21 protein-coding genes and 2 pseudogenes are annotated in these 20,689 nt (G+C 51.0%); 17 read left to right on the top strand and 6 right to left on the bottom strand.

Annotation, left to right across the window (positions count from 1 at the left end; genetic code table 11):
- Window positions 1–437 precede the first annotated feature (437 nt).
- From PED39_03045 to PED39_03020, 6 genes are all read left to right on the top strand, one after another.
- Window positions 438–1,361: a hypothetical protein gene (locus PED39_03045; GenBank protein WII08192.1), complete on the top strand. Its 924-nt coding sequence runs from the start codon at window positions 438–440 to the stop codon at window positions 1,359–1,361.
- A 124-nt stretch (window positions 1,362–1,485) separates the two neighbouring features.
- Window positions 1,486–2,085: a DUF4365 domain-containing protein gene (locus tag PED39_03040; GenBank protein WII08191.1), complete on the top strand. Its 600-nt coding sequence runs from the start codon at window positions 1,486–1,488 to the stop codon at window positions 2,083–2,085.
- A 1-nt stretch (window position 2,086) separates the two neighbouring features.
- Window positions 2,087–3,181, top strand: a complete 1,095-nt coding sequence (locus PED39_03035) for a hypothetical protein (GenBank protein WII08190.1) — start codon at window positions 2,087–2,089, stop codon at window positions 3,179–3,181.
- 191 nt (window positions 3,182–3,372) lie between these two features.
- Window positions 3,373–3,540: a zinc finger domain-containing protein gene (locus PED39_03030; GenBank protein ID WII08189.1), complete on the top strand. Its 168-nt coding sequence runs from the start codon at window positions 3,373–3,375 to the stop codon at window positions 3,538–3,540.
- Between the two features lie 9 nt (window positions 3,541–3,549).
- A complete protein-coding gene (locus tag PED39_03025) occupies window positions 3,550–3,819 on the top strand; it encodes a translation elongation factor EF-1beta (GenBank protein ID WII08188.1) in 270 nt (89 codons plus the stop codon).
- Window positions 3,820–3,870: 51 nt separating this feature from the next.
- The gene (locus PED39_03020; protein WII08187.1) at window positions 3,871–4,047 is read left to right on the top strand and encodes a hypothetical protein; all 177 of its coding nucleotides are present in this window, start codon (window positions 3,871–3,873) and stop codon (window positions 4,045–4,047) included.
- A 213-nt stretch (window positions 4,048–4,260) separates the two neighbouring features.
- On the opposite strand, the gene PED39_03015 is transcribed toward PED39_03020, so the two are convergent.
- The 3 genes and pseudogenes from PED39_03015 to PED39_03005 all read right to left on the bottom strand — a co-directional run bounded on the left by PED39_03015 (window position 4,261) and on the right by PED39_03005 (window position 7,989).
- Window positions 4,261–5,757, bottom strand: a complete 1,497-nt coding sequence (locus tag PED39_03015) for a trimethylamine methyltransferase family protein (protein ID WII08186.1) — start codon at window positions 5,755–5,757, stop codon at window positions 4,261–4,263.
- A 9-nt stretch (window positions 5,758–5,766) separates the two neighbouring features.
- Window positions 5,767–6,132, bottom strand: a complete 366-nt coding sequence (locus tag PED39_03010) for a cobalamin-dependent protein (GenBank protein ID WII08384.1) — start codon at window positions 6,130–6,132, stop codon at window positions 5,767–5,769.
- 60 nt (window positions 6,133–6,192) lie between these two features.
- Window positions 6,193–7,989 (bottom strand): annotated as a pseudogene (locus PED39_03005) (trimethylamine methyltransferase family protein).
- A gap of 288 nt (window positions 7,990–8,277) precedes the next feature.
- Here PED39_03005 and PED39_03000 point away from each other — a divergent pair.
- The 5 genes and pseudogenes from PED39_03000 to PED39_02980 all read left to right on the top strand — a co-directional run bounded on the left by PED39_03000 (window position 8,278) and on the right by PED39_02980 (window position 12,522).
- Complete coding sequence (locus tag PED39_03000) at window positions 8,278–8,916, top strand: methyltransferase cognate corrinoid protein (protein ID WII08185.1); 639 nt, start codon at window positions 8,278–8,280, stop codon at window positions 8,914–8,916.
- Between the two features lie 19 nt (window positions 8,917–8,935).
- Window positions 8,936–10,327 (top strand): annotated as a pseudogene (mtbB, locus tag PED39_02995) ([dimethylamine--corrinoid protein] Co-methyltransferase).
- A 60-nt stretch (window positions 10,328–10,387) separates the two neighbouring features.
- Window positions 10,388–11,425, top strand: coding sequence for a DMT family transporter (locus PED39_02990; GenBank protein ID WII08184.1), 1,038 nt, complete (start codon window positions 10,388–10,390; stop codon window positions 11,423–11,425).
- 1 nt (window position 11,426) lies between these two features.
- Window positions 11,427–11,711, top strand: coding sequence for a hypothetical protein (locus tag PED39_02985; GenBank protein ID WII08183.1), 285 nt, complete (start codon window positions 11,427–11,429; stop codon window positions 11,709–11,711).
- A gap of 250 nt (window positions 11,712–11,961) precedes the next feature.
- Window positions 11,962–12,522 (top strand): hypothetical protein, encoded by a 561-nt coding sequence (locus PED39_02980; GenBank protein WII08182.1) that lies wholly within the window; start codon window positions 11,962–11,964, stop codon window positions 12,520–12,522.
- 418 nt (window positions 12,523–12,940) lie between these two features.
- On the opposite strand, the gene PED39_02975 is transcribed toward PED39_02980, so the two are convergent.
- Complete coding sequence (locus tag PED39_02975) at window positions 12,941–13,408, bottom strand: nucleoside deaminase (protein ID WII08181.1); 468 nt, start codon at window positions 13,406–13,408, stop codon at window positions 12,941–12,943.
- Window positions 13,409–13,625: 217 nt separating this feature from the next.
- Here PED39_02975 and purE point away from each other — a divergent pair, with 217 nt between their 5' ends.
- The 6 genes from purE to PED39_02945 all read left to right on the top strand — a co-directional run bounded on the left by purE (window position 13,626) and on the right by PED39_02945 (window position 18,122).
- Window positions 13,626–14,105, top strand: a complete 480-nt coding sequence (purE, locus tag PED39_02970; protein WII08180.1) for a 5-(carboxyamino)imidazole ribonucleotide mutase — start codon at window positions 13,626–13,628, stop codon at window positions 14,103–14,105.
- A complete protein-coding gene (gene guaA / locus PED39_02965; GenBank protein ID WII08179.1) occupies window positions 14,092–15,039 on the top strand; it encodes a glutamine-hydrolyzing GMP synthase in 948 nt (315 codons plus the stop codon). The genes purE and guaA overlap by 14 nt, the downstream gene beginning before the upstream one ends.
- A 127-nt stretch (window positions 15,040–15,166) precedes the next feature.
- Window positions 15,167–15,961, top strand: coding sequence for a 2-amino-3,7-dideoxy-D-threo-hept-6-ulosonate synthase (locus PED39_02960; protein ID WII08178.1), 795 nt, complete (start codon window positions 15,167–15,169; stop codon window positions 15,959–15,961).
- Window positions 15,962–16,048: 87 nt separating this feature from the next.
- Entirely contained in the window at window positions 16,049–16,624 is a 576-nt protein-coding gene (locus tag PED39_02955) for a GMP synthase subunit A (protein ID WII08177.1), read from the top strand.
- 45 nt (window positions 16,625–16,669) lie between these two features.
- The gene (locus PED39_02950; protein WII08176.1) at window positions 16,670–17,254 is read left to right on the top strand and encodes a hypothetical protein; all 585 of its coding nucleotides are present in this window, start codon (window positions 16,670–16,672) and stop codon (window positions 17,252–17,254) included.
- A gap of 1 nt (window position 17,255) precedes the next feature.
- A complete protein-coding gene (locus PED39_02945; GenBank protein ID WII08175.1) occupies window positions 17,256–18,122 on the top strand; it encodes a nucleotidyl transferase AbiEii/AbiGii toxin family protein in 867 nt (288 codons plus the stop codon).
- Window positions 18,123–18,157: 35 nt separating this feature from the next.
- Here the strand turns inward: PED39_02945 and PED39_02940 are convergent, their stop codons facing one another.
- Together PED39_02940 and PED39_02935 are read right to left on the bottom strand one after the other, a co-directional pair.
- Entirely contained in the window at window positions 18,158–19,033 is an 876-nt protein-coding gene (locus PED39_02940) for a tetratricopeptide repeat protein (GenBank protein ID WII08174.1), read from the bottom strand.
- Window positions 19,034–19,116: 83 nt separating this feature from the next.
- Window positions 19,117–20,577 (bottom strand): hypothetical protein, encoded by a 1,461-nt coding sequence (locus PED39_02935; GenBank protein ID WII08173.1) that lies wholly within the window; start codon window positions 20,575–20,577, stop codon window positions 19,117–19,119.
- Window positions 20,578–20,689: the final 112 nt, after the last annotated feature.

The following is a 20,689-nucleotide window of genomic DNA, read 5'->3' as shown; positions in this document are numbered from 1 at the left end:
CCTTTTTCATGGATCCTGCGGGCCTTCACCGCCCGACCTTCCCCCTAATCTAAGGCCCCTAATTTCCGTCGATGTAGGAAGATATGGTCTAAAACATTCAATCAACTCTCTATATTAAGAAGGTCGGGAATGAAAAGTAAAATTGCTCCAATAATCAGTTTTACGAAATCCTGCTTTCTAAACCGAAAGATTCCCCAGCTTTTCTAAAACGACACTTCATTCGTCTCACATCGGTACGAATGAAGATGAAAAGAAGAACCAACAGATCGTCTCAATGCCTCGAAAGGGGATCCAGAATGTTCCATCGGAGTAACCCAATAACATTCGCAACATGTGACAATAAATCCGATCTGGCCCCGTACGCGATAATCATCGATGCTCTTCATATTGCTGACAATTTCCACACAAGACAAAATCTGGTCCATAGGTGAGTATCCATGGATGTAATCAATCTTATCCTCGCATTGATCGCAGCATCCGCTACACTCCGCACTATCTCAATTGATATCTCCTCGTCAATCAAGGGATATTTCCAACTATCGATATCGGACAATACAGACATATTGGAATTCCATATCATGAACCGTTCCAAATACAATGTCAGAATATACGGGACATTCCTGACAAGAACGGAGAACAAGACAGTGAGGATCCCGATAAGGCAGCAACTCATCAGAACAGGCCTCAAAAAAGACGGATCCTCCTGCATCCGGATCGAACGTTCTGAGTTCATTGATATGATCATGCAGTTCCGTGACCGTCTCTTATGGAGCGATTACCCGTACATCCCGATCAAACTTTTATTGGATACTTCGGAAGGAAAGATCTGTTCTGAATGGTTCGTTTACGATCTCAGGAAAGACCGTATCGATCGTTACGCCGAGACCGGAATGCCTTGCTTCGTTATGAAGCGTAAGATCACGGATACTCTCCTGATCTATTTCGCAGTCTTGATATCGACAACGGTCCCAATGGCGGAATTCATCGACCAGGAAGCATCGTTACAAATCTCGCTCATTCTGTACATACCTGTCCTGATGATAGCTTGCGTCCACTCCTCAAACGGTCTCGGTCCTCACTGGTGCATTGTATCAGCTGTACTCTCCGTCTCACCGATCCTCATGGTAACAATATACGCAATGACTTTGGAGTCCGCCATCACATTGCTGATAGCCCTATTCCTATCATACATCTCATTATTTTCGTTATCAGGTAACTTCCGCCCCAAGGAGATCAAATGGTATGGAACGATGAAATACGATCCTTACGATCCCGATTATATCATCGAAGATCCCGATATGCGCATATCCTCAGATACTATATCCGAATCCACCGTAAGTGATCAGGGAATGGATGAATAACTTCTGAAGCGGAATCATCACAGATCTCAATATTATGCGGTCATAAAACCGGTATATAATAGCGATAGTTACTTCCGGGCATACCGTTATAAACACCGCCTCTCATCGATTAACCGAAGCACACATGAGCGAAGCAAAAAGGGCATATTGTGGTTCATACGACAGGGAGTTCGAACCTAACGATAAGAAGTATAATCTGATTAAAGAGGAGATCAGCTATAGCTTCCTGAAATCGATCGCTTCATACATCGGTGCGGACTTCAGTAAGACCGGACGTATGATCGATGACGATGGAATAGATGTATCTCTCAGGCTTCCTCAGGGAAGATTGGGTCCCACGAAGAATCCGAAACCAGGAATAGATGTGCAGATGAAATGTACATCGTCCCCTAAATATGATAAAGATGAGCAATTCCTAAACTTCGATCTGAGTACGGATGTATTCAACTTGATGAAAAATACCAGTGCAGTGAACCCGACAATTTTCATGATACTAATACTACCGAAAAAGATTAGTGAATGGGTCGGTGTTGATTACGATAAACTAATGATCAAGAACCACGCTTTATGGTATAATCCTGCAGATTGCGACAAAGTGCCGGAAGACAATCAACAGACTGTCAGGTTAAAAATACCTGTCAAAAACATAGTGAATCCCGACAGCTTGCAAATGATGATAAGAAAAGCGGCCAATGAAGAACTAATAAGCAATATGGGGTCCTGAGATGTTAGATGCTAGCCTTAACAAAATTACCCCCCAAAAAGTTCGCATGTATCTCTCATCTAGAAAATGGGAGAAGCAACGCGGTGAACAGAAATTCGATGTGTATTCCAATCCTTCGTTCGATGAAGATCTTATCGTTCCAAACGATAATTCTTACAGCGACTACTCAAAAAGAATTAAAGAACTAATATCGGATCTATCCAGACTCTATGATGAAAAGCCTGATCTGATCACCGCAGGTCTTACGATATCTACGTTTACAGACGTTGTAGAATATCATTATGAACCTTCTGGCGGAGAGGTGGGTCTGATACCTATTCCAGATCTCAGAAACATACTGAAGGCAGGAGAAAACCTCAACAAATTCGGTCTGCGTGATGCTCTAGATTTCCAGCCTTTCTACAAAGGACGCGGAAAATATGACAAATGTCTGGATGCTGTCCGTGTCGGTCCGACTATCCCTGGCAGTTATATAGTACAGTTTATTTACCCTGGACTGGAATCAAAATCCTATATGGAAAGCACGGTAGATGGCGAGATAAAAATGGATAATCCAAATCTCCGCATATTGTGCGATAAAATCGAAACATCTATCTCCGCAATAATCGATGCAGCTGAACGTGGTAAGTCATCATTAGATCAGGAACTAAAAATATCATACAACTTTGTAGATTCTCTGATGGATCTCAGGTTCGAGAGCGCAGAGATCGACATCCAGCGTTACAAAACGTTGAACACAGATGTACAACCAAAACCCATGAATCTCTCTAAAGGTGTTTTCCGTAATATAGAGAGAATAGATAAAGAAATGCGTCCGGATTTCATGTCCGAACAATGTACAATCATCGGCAGATTGGTACAATTGAATGATATCCGTGAAAATTCAAAGGGCGAGCCCATAACAATGAAGATCAAATACATGAATGATGACAATAACAAGGTCTACACAGCAAAATTCCAAGTGGATCCCGAAGATGTCGATACTGCATATGATGCTTCCCGCACCCGTAAGATGGTATCAATAACGGGAACCATCGTCGGTCTATCCAATTCGAGGAGGATCGAGGACATATCTGACTTCAAAATCGTGTCCTGAAAATGCACAAACATAACATCTCGGCCGCCATTTGATCTAAGAATGTTAACAATGTTAAACCATAGCATATATGTATCGATAGGGTTGTCTCACTACACCTAAACAGAATGACCGAAAAGGGGGTCCACTCCCCCTCTTCGCCCCCATACCGAGGATTGGTGTTTTATATAAGTTATATCATCGCAAAGAACATGGCAGCTGACAAAATATGCTCTTCATGCGGTAAGAGGCTCATCGGCCACGGCAACACTTTCTTCAAGTGCCCCAAGTGCGGGGACTACGAGATCGGAAGGTGCGACCAGTGCCGCGACCAGAGTGTCCCTTACGAGTGCAAGAAATGCGGATTCATCGGACCATGAGGTGTTGAAATGGGACAGATTGTTGCAGGATACGACCTCATGCCCGAGGGAACGGAAGTGGATCTCCAGGCTATCATCGATAAGCTGGCCAGCTACATCCCCGCAGGTATTCAGATCACCGAGACCAGCATCAACCCTGTTGCATTCGGTCTCATGAAGATCACGGCCGGTTTCGTCATCGACGACACCGATTCGGAGATCGGAAGCAAGCTCGAGGACGCGCTCCGTGCAATTCCCGGAATCGCGGAGATCGAGTGCGTAGCATCCACAGTTCTCTGAAAGAAACATCTCACGGAGGGTCACCCCTCTGTTCTTTTTCATTTTGATACCATGACCCTTTACAGGTTCCCCTCTGGAAAGCTCGTCTCCGACGAGGACTACAGATCGACCTTCGAGCAGGAGTACCCCTCGGACAGGCCGGAGGCAAGCCCGGATTATGTCGCACCGTCCAAGGACGGGGACAAGCAGGCCGTCTTCGAGGACAGCGACGAAGAGGAAGAGGACTGAACTTCTCTTACTCTATTTGTCTGTGAAAACAGAATGAATGTAACAGATCCAGGCTGGACCATATAATAGGAGGAAACATCGTCCAGCCTGTAAGATGTTTTTAGGCGGTTAATGACTGAATCCTGATCAGAACTCTCCGTTCTTCATCCGGTCAAAGGATTGAAACAAGGTTGAAACCCTCCCCCGAGCGAGTATTGGGAGGGTCTAAGGTGTTTATAGATGGTGAACACGATCTAGGAGGTTTTGTGTAGATTCCGTTGCACCTTCTGCCTTATCGGCATTTATGATAATCTGATCAAGCTGCTTACGCACATCTGAATCAACAGGGGTAGGCTGATAGTTAAAGAGGATATCGGTCACCTTTGCATGCGCGCGATCCAGAGCATCTCTAGGATCGGAATTGATCCAATCATCATACATCTTTCTGTTGAATGTCAAAGTCTTGGACATCGAATCGAAGTTTGCTATAGTCTCCGGGCGTGTTATGAAGTCTCCTGCAATACCTATTGCTTTGATGGCATCTACTGAAAGTGTCTCATCATCGACCCTTATCCCATGTTTAACCCTCTTCTCCATGGAGATCATCTCATCTCTGAGCACGAGTTCCTCCAATGAGAATGTCATTCCGAGTTCGATTAGTCCTGAACCAAATACGTTGTTAGATCCGGCCAATTGGGTCAGCATAGCGGTCAGGGTGCTCTCGTGTCCTGCCTGTGCATCGACATGAATGGAATCGGAACCTCCACCTGTCGTGATGTTCGGAAGACCGTAGAATTGTGCTATCTGAGCCAGTGCAGAACTCAGAAGAGCAGCTTCGGGACATCCGAAGGGTGCAGTGCTGTCCACGAAATCGAAAGCTGTAGTAGCAGTGCCGTAGATAACGGGTGTCCCCTTCCTGCACAGTTGGGCCAGAACCACATTCGTAAGTGCCTCGCAATTATGCAGGACCAGGGTACCCGCCAGGTGTATCGGTGAAGTGGTTCCTGCCATCTCCATGGTCATTGTCATGACCGGCAGACTATTCCTACATGCACGGATGTACAATTGACACATATGAGCATCGAGCTGTAGCGGACTGGAGGTTGTTCCTCCGATAATGAAAAAAGGCCTCTTCCTGGCCTCTTCCTCATCTCCGCTATAGACCGTCTTGATCATCTCGAAATATGTGTCGATATAGTTGACATCTGGATCGGGAAGGAACGGTTTTGCACAGTTACTCATCATCGCATCCACTTCATGCAGGCTGCGGGCACATTTGGTATTAATCAGATCCATCGCAGAGGCAGGTTGAGTAAACCAATTGATGTTCTCACAGCTCTCTAGGACCATGGCAAAGTTAGCCTCGTCCCTCAAAGTCGCATCCCTAATGTCATACGAGCCGTCTCCGTTGTATATGGCGGTTCTCGTCCCTATTCCAAGGTTGATGTAGTTGGTGACGGAACCATCTCCGACCATCTTTACATCAAACTTCGAATCGCGACCGTGAAGGATAAAGCTCTTAGGAACAGAATGAAGACATTCGTCCACGATGGAAGGGGGTATGCGGACCACTTTCGAGGATTCGTCCACTGAGCATCCAGCTTTCTTGAATATCGACCTAGCTTCGGAATCACCCACTGAAACACCGACTGTCGACAGGATGTCCAGCGAACATGCATGGATCTTCTTGATCTCTTCCTCCGTGAGGATTTGAAGCTTCAGATTCTCCATCTTATCACCTCAATCTGCATCCGACAGAGCTTTGTCAAATTTGCTGACGATATCGTTGGAGCTCTCGGAATATATGTCCGCACCGATGTCATCGGCCCACTGCTGGCTAACAGGTGCGCCACCGACATTCGTCAGGCATTTGCCCTTGAGCCCGGCCTGCACGATCTTCTCCTCGAATGTCTTCTGACCAACCATGGTGGAGGTCATGAGTGCTGATGTTCCGACTCCGACCGCATCGTTGTCCTTGCAAGCCTGGACTATGGTATCAAGGGGGACGTCCTTACCGAGGTTTATGACGTTGTATCCTCCGACCTTCAGCATGATGGAACAAATGTCCTTGCCGATGGAGTGGATGTCTCCCTCGATGGTGCACATGACGATGTTGCCCTTGGAATCCGTTGAATCCGATGCAAGGTATGGAGAGAGAATATCGACACCTGCGCTCATCGAACCTGCTGCGGCCATCATATGGGGCAGGAAGATCTTCTCCTGATCGAACAGCTCGCCTATGTGCTGGATCGCCCTGGTGTATCCATTGTCTATCAGGCTGATGAGGTCCGCGCCCTCATCTATGGCGGCCTGGGAGACCTTCTTGCATCCGTTGACATCATACTTGCATACGCAGTTGAATGCTGTCTCTTCGAGTTCCTTCTGCCTCTCCGGGGAGACGTCGATGGTCCTCTTCTTGGTCTCGGCTGCAGGTTTCATCTTTTTGGCTGACGATTCTTTGGGGACTTCTGTGGCTGCTTCTGCCGCAGGAGCTGCCTCCGCCTCCTCTTTCATCCTGGCTTCGACCTCTGCGATGATCTCGTCGATCCTCTTGATCGCATAATCGCTCAGAGGTTCGACCTCGAAGTTCTCGAGAATGTCAACGACGATCTCATGCGCGAAATCTGCCGTGTCCTTGAATCCGTTCGATTCCCAATCGGGACGCATGTTACGGTCGATCACTCTGGGCCTGGAGGGGTTGTCGGTGTGAGACAGGGTGTCTGGACAGGACAGGAAATTGTTACCTATTCCGACATCGACGATGGTCTGGTATCCGATGGTCTCCTCATTGACCTCGATTCCCCTGCCCATGGCGTAGTTCATCATGCCGATGATATCGTTGTCGATGACCAGCTGCTCCATGGAGAAGTCCATTCCCAGAGAGAGCATTCCGGAACCGTAGATGTTGGATGCTCCGTTGAGTGCGGGCAGCAGTCCGGTGATGGTCTTCTCGTGACCGGCCTGTGCGTTGGACCTCTTGGCATCAGACTATGTACCGGCGACGACGGTGGGGATTCTGTAGTATCTTCCCAACTGTGCTACTCCGGAGCTGATGAGAGCGAGCTCGGGAGATCCGACGGGTGCGGAATTGCTGTAGAAATCGAACGCGGTGGTGGAACTTCCGTAGAAGCAGGGAGCTCCGGGGAAGGCGCACTGGATGAGTGTGATTCCTGCAAGCACCTCGGCGTTGTGGATGACTAGCGTTCCCGCGATGTTGATGGGGGCCGAAGCGGCGCCCATGGCCATACTTAGGACCATCATTGGGAATCCGTATTTCGGTGCCTCGAGTGCGAACATTCCGAATCCCTCATCCAACTGGAGCGGACTTGAAGGACAGCATCCCATGATGGAGATGGGTTCTTTCAGAGCCCTCTCGCGGTCACCGTTGTACATGGCGACCTCCATCTCGAAATATTCTTTGATGTATCTCGGATCGGGATCCGCCATGAGCGGTTTGACAAGGTTTGTGAAGATCGCCTTCCATTCCCTTAGCGGCCTGCATTTGTCGGTCTCGATCGCCATATCCATGGCGGAAACAGGTGCGCACATCCAATCTATGTTCTCCAGACCGCTAGTGAGCTTCGAGATGTTCGCAAGGTCCTTCATGGTGCTTGCTCTGACATTCACCTTGCCGGGACCGACGTATTCGGCGTACTCGGTTCCTACACCAAAGGTCAGATAGTTGGTCTTCGAACCGTCGCTGACCATCTCGACAGGGTGCTTCCCGTCACGCCCGTACATGAAGAATGTGTCGGGAGTGGACTCGATGCATTTTTCTACAAGCTCTCTGGGGAATTTCACAACACGAGTCTCATCGTCCACTATGCAGCCCTTTTCTTTAAGCAGGGCTCTTGCACCATCATGATCCACGCGGAGACCCGGATTCATCAGGACATTCATCGTGGCCTCATGGATCCGATCCAATTCCTCTTTGGTCAATACTTCGCTTCTGATGTTCTTCATGAACTTCACCTTATGAATAAATTATCGTACTACTCATATTTAATCGTGAGTACTCATTATTTTTCAAACAAATGATAAATATTTCAAAACAAGTACAAATTCTTGATTTATGGACATACTTTCCTATATATTTATAAATAAAACTAATTTAAGTAAATTATACTTTACCGATAAGGCATGAAAATTCATGTGTTCTAATCATTTTTGTGGAGTTATCAAGATTTATATAATTGCTAAATCAATTTATTTTTCACGGGGACCGAGAAGGTCCCATGGAGGAATGAATCAATGGACGAAAATGTACAGAAGCTGCATGACGCAATGGTCGGCTGCAAAGTACCTGAGATCGTCAGCGCGATGAATTCTGCGCTCGATGCAGGTATGGACCCTGTAGCGATCATAGACGCCATGGCAGATGCTATGTCGGAGGTAGGAGTCCTCTTCGAGAGAGGGAAACTGTTCCTGCCCCACGTTCTCTCTGCCGCTGCAGGCATGAACAAGGCCATGGAGACGCTGGGCCCTCTCCTACTGAAGGACGGGGAAGAGGCCGGAAAGAAGACGGTCATCGTCATGGGTACCGTCGAGGGAGATGTGCACGACATCGGAAAGTCGATCACATCGACCATGCTTCAGTGCGCAGGGTTCGACATCCACGACCTCGGAAGGGATGTACCCCTGAAGAATTTCGTTGAAGAATGCAAGAACGGAGCCGCGATGTGCGGAATGTCCGCTCTCATGACCACCACGATGACCGGAATGAAGACTGTCATCGAGATGCTGGAGAGCGAGGGCCTCCGCGACAAAACCACCATCCTTGTCGGCGGAGCGCCCGTAACTCAGGCATATTGTGAGAAGATCGGCGCGGACATCTACGGAGAGTCCGCATCGGAGACCGCGACCAAGGTCAAAGCATTGGCGAGTGATTGAGATGACACTAGATTATCGTATGCGTATGGGAGACGGAAGTCTCCAGTGGATGTCCAAGGAGCAGATCCGCGCAGATGTCGAGGACGGAATGCACAACGCCGTCGACTGTGCAGAGGTCCCGGCACTGACCGAGGATGATCTCTCCCGTATTGTTGACATAATGTGCGAGAAGAGCCGTATCGTTTCCGTCGAGCCCGGAGAGGAGGTCGTCCTTTCCGCCGACGGAGGAGAGCAGAAGATCCTGTCCGACAGCGGTTCCTCCGCATTGGGATTGGAGATGAGCCGTACGGCAGCCGTCCAGGTGACCGAGCGCATGAGCTCGCTGGATGTCTGTGAGATTGCCTATTTCGATGCCAGCACCAAGGCCATCAAGCCCGTCATCGGAGCAGAGATGGTCCACTGCCAGAACGCGCTGGCCAACACCGTGTCGCCGTTGCTGTACATGTTCATGCCCAACATCGGTCTGTACTACGAGCCTACCGGACCCTTCGGGAACCCCCCGGACCTAATGAGGGAGTTCAAGATCGACGAAGCCATGGAGGCCGGACAGCTCGCCAAGGACGCGATGCGCGATGATATCATCTTCATGGGAGAGAGGCTCATGTCCGTCGGAATGGACGGTCTTGACTTCGACACATCCGCTTCCGGAGGGGACATCGATTTCGTAGGATGCCTCGAAGCGGTCGAGAAGATGCGCGAGCTCTATCCTAACGCGTTGATACAGATGGGAATGTCTGCCGAGACCGTTCTCGGAATCAACGGTGTCTGCGAGTATGACGGAAAGGTCGTCGCAGGACTGTATCCCCACCAGCAGGTCGCATTGGCAGAGAAGGCAGGGGTTTCAACATTCGGACCTGTCGTCAACACCAACACTTCAAAGTCCACCGCATGGAACGTAGCACGCTCGGTCACTATGATCAAGGAGTGCTCCAGGGTATCCAACGTACCTCTGCAGGTCAACATGGGAATGGGAGTCGGCGGAACGCCTATGTACGAGGTGCCTCCGGTCGACGCGATCACCCGTGCCGACAAATGTATGGTCGAGATCGCCCACGTCGACGGTATTTAGATCGGAGTAGGGGATCCCGGAGGAGCTATCGCTCACACCTTCGCAGCAGGTCTCGGAGGAATGCGTGCAGCAGGAGATCTCGTCTCAAGGGTCCAGCTGGGCAACAAGATGAGGGTTGCCGATTCCAAGAAGTACGTCATGGACAAGCTCGGAATCGATGAGAACAACCTCACCGACGAGTGCTTCATGAGGGAATTCCGTGAGGAGCACGGTCTCGGTGTCGTCACCGGAGTAGCCGGTCTTCCCTACGGACTCGAGGCCAAGTTCAACATCGAGGATATTCTGGGCATCGAGATCGCAAGCTGCAGCCGTCTCAGAGAGATCGCGAAACTTCACAGGTAAACAGATTATCGCTAAAGAATCCAAACTTAAACAAGTGATACTATGTCGGACCTATCTGAAATGTCAAAGAAAACGAAGAAGAACCGTGTAAGATGGGGATTCATCTGGGTGTTCCTGGTCGCAGCTTTCTGGGGACTCGGATACGTACCTCTCCAGCTCGCATGGTTCGTGCCCCCGTTCATAGACGGGCCCGTCACCATGGATGAGTCCAGCTGGACCATCATGGCCTCGGTCATCATATCTGCCACGCAGGCATTGCTATTCACCATCATCCTGCTCATCCTTTGGACCGCAGTAACCGGAAAGCTGAAGGATTACGTCAGGACCATCCGCAACTTCAAGATCACGAAATGGTTCCTCGTCGGATGCATCTTCGGCGGACCTATCGCCATCCTCGGATCCATGATCGCTACCGGAGCCATCGGTGCCCAGTTCGCCGCTGCGATGGGATTGATGTCAACTGTCGTCGGTGCGATAGTCGGAAGGATCGTCAACAAGGAGAAGCTCTCCAAGAAGACCATCCTCGGTCTGCTCCTGATCGTTGTGGGAGGAGTCGTCATCCTCAACCCTGCGGTCATGATAGAGGAGATCTCCTCCGGAGGATCCGCCATCGGATACATCGGAGCGATTATGTCCGCCATCGGATGGGGACTCGAAGGTAACTTCGTGTCCAGGGCACTGGATGTCACCGACTCCGACTCAAGCGTCGTCGTCAGGTACTCCATGGAGGCCTTGGTATGGTTCGTCATCGTATTCCCCATTACCATCGCACTGTTCGGTATGGACAACTTCGGAACCATGTTCTCCGCGGCATACTCCAATGTAGACTTCCTGTTCTGGGTCGGAATGGCCGGAATGACTCTCGGAATGTGCTACGTCATGCAGTACAAGGGATTCCCCCTGCTCGGAGTCGGACGTACCCTTGCCATCGGTTCGCTGTATGTCCCCGTATCCGTGGTCGCACTCTTCGTGTTCCTCGGAATCATCCCCGACTGGACCCTTATCGTCGGTGTGGTATTGGCAGTCGTCGGAACCTTCGTGATGTACTGGGAGAGCGATTCTCTCGAGGACAGCATGCGTGATACTGGAGGTGCCTGAGATGAGCAAAGTCCTGCCTACCAAGTCAGCACTGCTGAAGTCGTTCAAGGACGGTCCCATGTGGGATTATGAGGCTGTAAGCAAGATCCAGAACGAATACGGCATCGACAACGACTACTGGAAGTTCACCCTGAGGTTCTACCTGATGGAGCTGTCAGGCGGAGGAATGCTGGAGGTCATCGAGGAAGCCATTGACGACGGATCCCGTTTCAAGGCGGACTTGGTCGTGTTCAAGTACAAGCTGACCGACTTCGGATCGATGAGAGTCGAGACCCTATTGGAGTGATAGCATGTTCGGAATCGACGAATGGCTTGCATTCGAAGGCGCAGATATCGCCTTCATCGTGGTCGTCGCTGCCCTGTATGTGGTCTCCGCATACATCGGACGCACCTTCCACAAGAAACTTTGAAAACCTGTTCGGATCCGGCCTCAGGGCCGGGTCCACACTTTATAATACGGTGAAAGAAAGATGCTCTTGCATTCTGATATCAACGGAGATATCATTCAAATAAGAAAGGAACAATACTTGAATGACATGGGTGAGATCTACGACGACTATTGGAATACCCTCCTCCCGACGTTCATGGACAGGGTCAGCTATGTCATGAAGAAGAACATGACAGAGGCTGTCAAGGGCTACGGTATCACCAGTGCACATGTCATCTATCTCATCGCATTGAAACTTCAGGACGGCCAGACCATCGTCGAACTGTCCAGGTTCCTGGATCTCGACCAGACCAACACCAACAGGGTCATGAGGGTCCTGAAGGAGAAGGGATACGTCACGGACGACCGCGAATCCGCGACCAGCAAGAAGTATCATTATTACATCACCGACATGGGCAGGGCTATTGCGGAACATGCGATGGAGCACTTCGAGACGACCATCAATTCCCCTTTCAACAGCATCTCCATAGAGGAGAAGATGCAACTCCGTAACATACTACTCAAGATCATCTCGAGCCTGGACCCCGATTACGAGACTTATATGCAATCCAAGTACACTAATCCGTTCTACACCTACCTCGGTTTCCTGCCGCCGGCGGATACACCTGAATCCAAGATTGCCCTTTCCAGACGTGTTCAGAAGAAATGATGGACACTGCCCGTCATCCCTATCCTATGTTGGATGATATTTCGTCCTATCTTGCGCATATTATGCCTTTACTCCGTATACAGTCTATCCGAAGATGTTAACAGGGTATAATGCGCCGATAATTTTCAACGGTTAAGTTCCGACCTTTAGACCTCAATAAATACGGTAAACTCTTACCGTAGATTATGGGATGCATTTGCAAATACTGCGGAACGACGAATGATGAGTTGAATCCGTTCTCAAGGTGCATGAACTGCGGTCAGCCCCTCGAAATGAGATTCGAGCCAGCATTCTGAAAAACCCTAAGCCAAGTCAAAGAACAGGGGGTGCCAAGCCCCCTGCACCTACCACCAATAACCTACACCTACTATCTTCTAGCGTGCGCCTTATCGGACAATACACCCAATTACTGGCCGGATCAGTAGATCGTGCCCTGCATGTCGCGGTACTCCTCAAAAGGTTCGAGATACCCTTCGACATGGATCCTCTCGGACGGAGTGAGGTCCTCCCCGTTCTTCATGGCATTGCTCATGCGGAGATCCTTGAACCCGAGGATCTCGTTGGCCTCTTCCATCGATGCCGCGTAGACCACCCTGCCGACCTTGGCCCAACTTATGGCCGCCTTGCACATCGGACAGGGTTCTGATGAGGTATAGAGCGTGAAATCGGAGAGGTCTATGGTCTTCAGCTCCCTGCAGGTGTTCCTGATCGCTGTAATCTCGCCGTGGGCTGTAGGATCATTATCGATCAAAACGCGGTTATGGCCCTTGCCGTGGACCACTCCGTTCTTTGCTATGACGCAGCCGAATGGTCCTCCGTGACCGGCCCTGATCCCGATCTTCGCCTCTTCCACTGCGATCCTGAGAAGTTCCTCGTCCGATGGCATGGTCCATGGAACGCAATGGAGGGTTATGATATTGCCGATACGTTCTTATCGGGACAACAAGATCATAGACCGAAACGGAAGCCATAAGTCCTGTACTGATACGGAACGACAACTTAAGCTCGCTTCCATCAAAAATGAAAATATGTCAGGCCGGCGTAGGGACCCGTGCCCGCCGTTTCACTATTCTTTTTATCGGATTATCTGATTTAGACAAATAATGTCCACAGTCTCCATCATCATGGGAAGCAAAAGCGACCTGCCGGTCGCCGAGAAAGCGATCAACATCCTGAAGAAGTTCGGCGTAGGATACGAGATCAACGTAGCATCCGCCCACAGGACCCCCCACAGGGTCGAGGAGCTCGTCACCAAGAGCGGTGCCGACGTTTTCATCGCCATCGCAGGACTTTCGGCCGCTCTTCCCGGAGTCATAGCATCGTTCACGACCAAACCCGTCATCGGAGTGCCCGTAAGCGGCACCCTGAGCTACGACGCACTCCTGTCGGTAGTCCAGATGCCCCCGGGAATCCCGGTGGCCGCAGTCGGATTGGACCGCGGGGACAACGCTGCCGTCCTGGCAGTCGAGATCCTGTCAGTCTCCGACGGATCCCTCAAGCAGAAGCTCGCGGACTACAGGAAGGAGCAGGCGGACAAGGTCATCGCGGATTCGCAGAAGGTGCAGGAAGATGCTGGGTGCTGAGGATTTCATCAACGATACCATAGAGGACACCAAGGCCAAGATCACCGGCAAGGCCATCATCGCCTGCTCCGGAGGAGTGGACTCCATGGTGGCGGCAGCATTGGTGCACAAGGCCATCGGAGAGAGGCTCCTCGCAGTCTATGTGGACAACGGACTGATGAGGAAGGGCGAGACCGAGGAGGTCGAGACCATGTTCAAATCCATGGGCTTCAACTACATCATCGAGGATGCCGCCGATGAGTTCTTCGAAGCACTCAAAGGAGTCACCGAGCCCGAGAAAAAGAGGAAGATCATCGGAGAGAAGTTCATCCGCGTCTTCGAGAGGAGAGCGAAAGAGTACGGCGCAGAGTTCCTCATCCAGGGAACCATCGCACCCGACTGGATCGAATCCGGGGACGGCGTCCGTGACACCATCAAATCGCACCACAACGTGGGAGGGCTCCCCAAAGAGATGGGGATGTCCCTTTACGAGCCGCTGAGAGACCTCTACAAAGATGAGGTCAGGGATCTGGCCAGGATGCTCAATGTCGCTGCCTCGGAGAGGCAGCCCTTCCCCGGACCCGCACTTGCTGTCAGATGCCTGGACGAAGTCACCCCAGAGAACATCGAGGTCGTACGCGAAGCATGCTACATCGTCGAGGATGAGATCAGGAAGGCCGCCGATGCCGGCAAGATGGAGCTTCCCTGGCAGTACTTCGCTGTCCTCCTACCGTCGAAATCCGTCGGAGTTCAGGGAGACAGGAGGGCATACGGAAGGACCATCGCCATCCGCGCCGTCGCTTCGATCGACGGTATGACCGCCACATACTCCAAGATACCCCTTGATGTCCTGGACGCGATGTCGCAGCGCATCACTAACACCATGAAGCAGTCCGTGAACCGCGTTGTTTACGACATCACCAACAAGCCTCCCGCGACCATAGAGTGGGAGTGAAACCTAACCGGTGCCGGGATCTCCCGGTACCGACTGTTTTTGATTGATTCTTATCAAAAAATTGTCAAAATGATTAAATATATCGCCTCTATAGTGTGGCGTGCTAACACTTAGCACGGTGACAGAGATGTACGGCAAGAACATCAGGATCGAAAGGATAATGGACAGACAGAGCGGGAACGCTGTAATAGTACCTATGGACCACGGGATTAGCGTTGGTCCGATCTCAGGCCTCACGGACATGAAGAGCACGGTCGACGACGTCGTAGAAGGCGGTGCAACCGCGGTCCTGATGCACAAGGGAATAGTACCTCTGGGTCATAGGACCTCAGGACACGATGCCGGTCTCATCCTGCATCTCTCGGCGTCCACCGATATAGGAGTGAACTCCAACAACAAGGTCCTTGTCGCAACCGTCGAGGAAGCCCTGTCCATGGGAGCAGATGCGGTCTCGATGCACATTAACGTCGGTGCCGAGTGCGAACCTCAGATGCTGTCCGATATGGGAATGGTCTCCAGACAATGCCGTCAATGGGGAATGCCCCTCATCGCCATGGCCTACCCCCGCGGGCCCAAGATCAAGGACTCCTTCGACCCGCAGGCCATCGCTCACGCCGCAAGGGTGGCAACGGAACTGGGCGCAGACATCGTCAAGTGCAGCTACACCGGAGACATCGATTCCTTCAGTGAGGTCGTGAAGGGTACAATGGTCCCTGTCGTCATAGCCGGAGGGCCGAAGATGGATTCCGATTTGGATGTGCTGAACATGGTCCATGACTCGCTTGAGGCGGGAGGACATGGCGTATCTATGGGAAGGAACATCTTCCAGCACAAGAACGTCCGCGGAATGATGAGCGCGGTATCGGACATAGTCTTGCATGGAGCTACGGTGGAGGAAGCCCAGAAGCACCTTCAATCCTAAGTTCGACATGTCAAAGAGACCAGAGAAATGATAATCACAGTTGTCTGACCGTTCGTTTTTTATCCAATCTGCAAGATTGCGTGCGCAATGAAAGTCTACGTCATAGACAACGGAAGCCAGTGGACGCACCGCGAATGGCGCGTCCTGAGATACCTCAAGGTCGACACCAAGATCGTGCCCAACACGACCCCGTTCGACGAGATCAAGGACGTAGACGGACTGGTCCTCTCCGGAGGAGCGCCCAATGTCGCTACCGAAGGAGCGGCAATGGGGAACAACGGAGAGTATCTGGACAAAGCTGAGTTCCCAATCCTGGGAGTGTGCGCAGGGATGCAGTTCCTCTGCGAGCATTTCGGAGGGACCTTAGAGGCCGGTTCCACCCCCGAATTCGGAGCCGTTCCACTGAAGGTCACCAACCACGACGACCTGTTCAAAGATCTCCCCGACGAGTTCACCGTGTGGGCATCCCACAACGACGAGGTCAAGGTCGTTCCCGAGGGATTTGAGGTCATCGCCCATTCGGAAGCGTGTCCTCACGAAGCTGTCCGCTGCAAGGACAGGCCCATCTGGGGAGTCCAGTTCCACCCAGAGGTCGAGAATACCGAGCACGGCGTAGACATTTTCAAGAACTTCCTCAGGATCATAGAGGAACACGACTACTGAAATCCTCCATAAAGTATTATATTTCAATACTTACTGGAGATAATCGTGATAGTTACAACCTCCATGCTCATCGATCAGCTCAGCGATGAGTACTCTAACCCGAAATGCAGGATCGCCAGGATGGTCAAGGAAGGCAAGTACACACCGATCATCAGGGGATTGTACGAGACCGATCCGAAGACCGAAGGATACCTTCTGGCGAGTGCCATCTATAACCCTTCATACCTGTCCTTCGATTACGCACTGAACTATCACGGCCTCATACCCGAAAGGGTCTATACGTTCACTTCAGCTACATTCGGAAAGAACAGGTCCAAGATGTACAAGACCCCTTTCGGCGTGTACACGTACAATGATGTCCCGAAGGATGCTTTCGCGGAAGAAGTGAATATACACACAAAAAACGGATACACTTATCTGATGGCCAGTCCGGAAAAAGCGATGTGCGACAAAATGTATTCACTCTCGCCAATAGGCTCGCTAAAGAACATGGATATTGTTATTTCAGAAGATCTACGGATCTATGAAGAAGACCTTAACGACCTAAATATCGACACAATAGAATCCCTGTCTGAACTATACCGGTCTAAGAACGTCTCGCTTTTCTCCAGATTCGTCAGGAGGATGTAATATGAATATCTTAGAGGAGATGATCTCCAGATATGAAACCAGTACCGAAACTGAACGTGATCATGCTATCAGAGAGGTTCTACAGGAACTCACCTTGTACAGTCTCTCAAAGACAGATTTCTTCAACCGCGCATCGTTCATGGGAGGTACTGCCCTTAGGATACTCCACGGTCTGGACAGATTCTCGGAGGGCCTGGATTTCATACTGAAAACAGCCGATCCGGAGTTCTCCATCGAGACATACATACCTGAGATCGAGAGACAGATGAACGTCTATGGCCTGGACATATCTGTGGAACCTACGACTAAGAAAACGGAATCGAACATAAAGGAAGGAGTGTTGAAGTCCAGCACCAGAAATCTGTATCTGAAATTCTTCTCCGACAAACCATATTTTAAGGACATCTACGGAACACAGCTTACCAAAATCAAATTGGAGATAGATATAAGCCCCGCGAAGGGAGCACGTTCAGAGAACGTATTCAGGACATCCCCATACGGTTATAGGGTGACGGCTTGCGACATGCCGACGATGTTCTCTGGTAAACTTCATGCCATCTTATGCCGCCCTTGGTCGAACAGATTCAAAGGCCGTGATCTGTACGATTACCTCTTCTATCTGGATCGGAAAACTCCGTATAACATTGAGTTCCTCAACAACAAACTGTCAATGTCTGGTATCGACGTGGGCAACGGATTGTCGCATAGGGATATCGTGGCCATGCTCAACGATAGATTCCGCGAAATAGATTACGACACTGCCAAACAGGATGTTGTCCCGTTCCTGAATCCAGAAGCGTTGAAATCGACTGAGATCTGGTGTCCGGAAATGTTCATACAACTGACGTCAGAACTAAGGGAAAAATAATCGCGGACATACGTCCGCGTAATTAGTTTAGAGGATCACTCCTCATTCTCTTCAGGGACGGCTTCCTCTTCCTCGAAGTAGTCGTCATACATCATCTCGGATTCCTCGAAGAGATCGTCGGCGACTATCCTCATCCACTTGAAGGCCTCCTTGTTGGATTTCTTGACACCGGTCCCGTAGTGGTACATGAGCGAGAGGTCGTACATGGCGCTGGTGACTCCCTGCTCCGCGGCCTCCTTCATCCATTTGAACGCATCCTTGTAGGACTGCTTGGTGCCCTTGCCCTCGAGGTACATAGTAGCGACAGCGTACTGTCCCAGCGCATGGTCGTTCTCTGCAGATTTGAGGTACCACTTGAAAGCTGTCTTCTTGGATTTCTTGACGCCGATTCCAAGGAAGTACATCTCTCCCAGATCGAACTGCGCGTAGGGGTTGTTCTTCTCCGCTGCCTTCTCGAACCACATCTTCGCCTGCTCGTAGGACTGCTCGACGTAGTCCCCGTCGAGATAGAGCAGACCGAGGAAGTACTGTGCATTGGGGTTACCGAGAGCCGCTGCTTCCTCGTAGAGCTTGATCGCCTTCTTCTTGGACTTCCTGACCTCGGGGTCGAAGAGGTACATGCTTGCCAGGTCGCACATCGCATCGGTGTGGCCCTGCTTGACGGCTGCCTTGTACCACTTGAGCGCCTCGTCCACGTTGACCTCGACGCCGTCTCCCCAGGAGTACAGCCTCGCGATGCAGAACTGAGACTCGGCGACACCTGCCTCGGCAGACTTGAGATACCACTTTGCGGCCACTGCCGGATCGAAATGCTCGTCGAAAACGTCATAGTAGATATTGGCCAGTTCGCACATGGCCTCAGCATCGCCATCGGTTGCCTTGATGACTAATTGATCAAATTTGTCTGCCATGCGGGAATAATGGATGTTCCTTTTAATGAATGTATGCCAAAATCTAGCATCTGGCGGCCAGATATTCCTACCTGAAGGTCAGATCACTTGAACAGCGGCAACTTGCAGCTGAAGCATCTTGGTTGATCCGGGTCGACCTTGTTCATCTTCCTGCACACCATACAAGGTATCCTGGAGTCCTTCGACTTGTCGTACTTCTCCAGCATATCGAACATCGGGAGATACCTGACGCGGTCGCCCTCATGCACCCATGTGTAATTGGGATTGTCATCCCCCTCCTCCATGGTGTACATCTGACCGTCGTACCTTGCGACGGTGATGGTGTACCTGTTATGGACATCCTCCAGCCTCTCACCTGTGTCCTCGTCGTATCCTCTCTTGACGGTCTCGGATTCGTGCTGCTTGTTGATGACCGTTCCCTCCCAGATCAGACCGTCGTTCTTCTTGCCGAAGATCCCGCTGGCCCTTTTATGGGCCGCATCCAGTATCTCCGGGTCATCCAGCATCTTGGAGTAGCCTATGAGGGAATCGTCGGCCTCGCCCATGAATGCCTCGAGGATCTCCTTATCCTGACCGGATAAGGGGACGAACAGCCAATCGGCCATGCCGCCCTCCTCCTGCCTTCCTATTGATCCGTCCTTCAGCACGATATACCACTCGTCATAGTCCAGGGTCTCCTCCTGATCGGAGATCTCCGCCATGTCCTTCAATGACTTGATGTCGAAATGCTCGCTCTCGTCATCGAAGAAGTACCATGATGAGCAGAATGTAGAAGCGGCATCTGCCGCATCCATCAGCTTGCTGAACTTTCCCGCGACAGGATCCGCTGCGGTGCTCTTAGCGGGTGCGGGTGCCTCCCCGCTGTCCGAAGATGTACCGGATCCTCCGCTCGATGGTCCTATGTTGGATCCCGATGACCTGTCCATGGTCTGAGGAAGGGAGAAACCGCCGCTGGGGACCGATGATGCAGGCTGACTGGGGGTGCTGGGCTGGCTGATCTCCTCTGGCACGGAATAGGATGTGCTCTCCGTCAACTGCTTGGAAGAGGATTTACCGAACGAACCGAACCCTTTCCCTTTGAGACCGCCCAGACGGTCTTTCATTCCCAATCCGGAACCCTTGGATGTCGCTTCTGCCGCCTTCTCCTTCAGACCCTTTCCGAATCCCGACAGGGATGCCATGGCGCCCAGCGCCATGTTCTTCGCATCCTCCGTAACCTTTCCCGTTTTGGCCTTTAAGGCCTCTGAATCGAAAGTGAAGATCGGTCTGTTGACGGCATCGGTGGATCCGCTGCCGGCAGGGGCCGGACTTGACTGTGCCTGCGCTATGACCCTCTGAGAACCTTGGACGATGACGGATACCGTACCGTCCGAAGAGACCTCGTAACATTCCCCGCCGTAGAGGATGCCTGAAGCATCAACCTCCGCCGCCATTGATGAGAATTCCGAAGAAGAGACTGTGTTCCCGCTCTCTGGATCCGTCCACTGGCTGCAAATTCCGCTCGCTTCCTTAACAGCTTCCGTCAGGGTCTGATGACTGGTCATGCGCATACACCTGATAACGGAATGTGGTCAACCGTAATTAACCATATGGTAGACCGCCTCCTGCTGTCTGAGAGTAGATCGGTTCGACGAACGCACAATCCCAATAGGTATA

Source organism: Methanomassiliicoccales archaeon LGM-RCC1 (assembly GCA_030168575.1).
Taxonomy (GTDB): Archaea; Thermoplasmatota; Thermoplasmata; order Methanomassiliicoccales; family Methanomethylophilaceae; genus Methanoprimaticola.
This window is presented reverse-complemented; position numbering and strand designations above follow the sequence as displayed.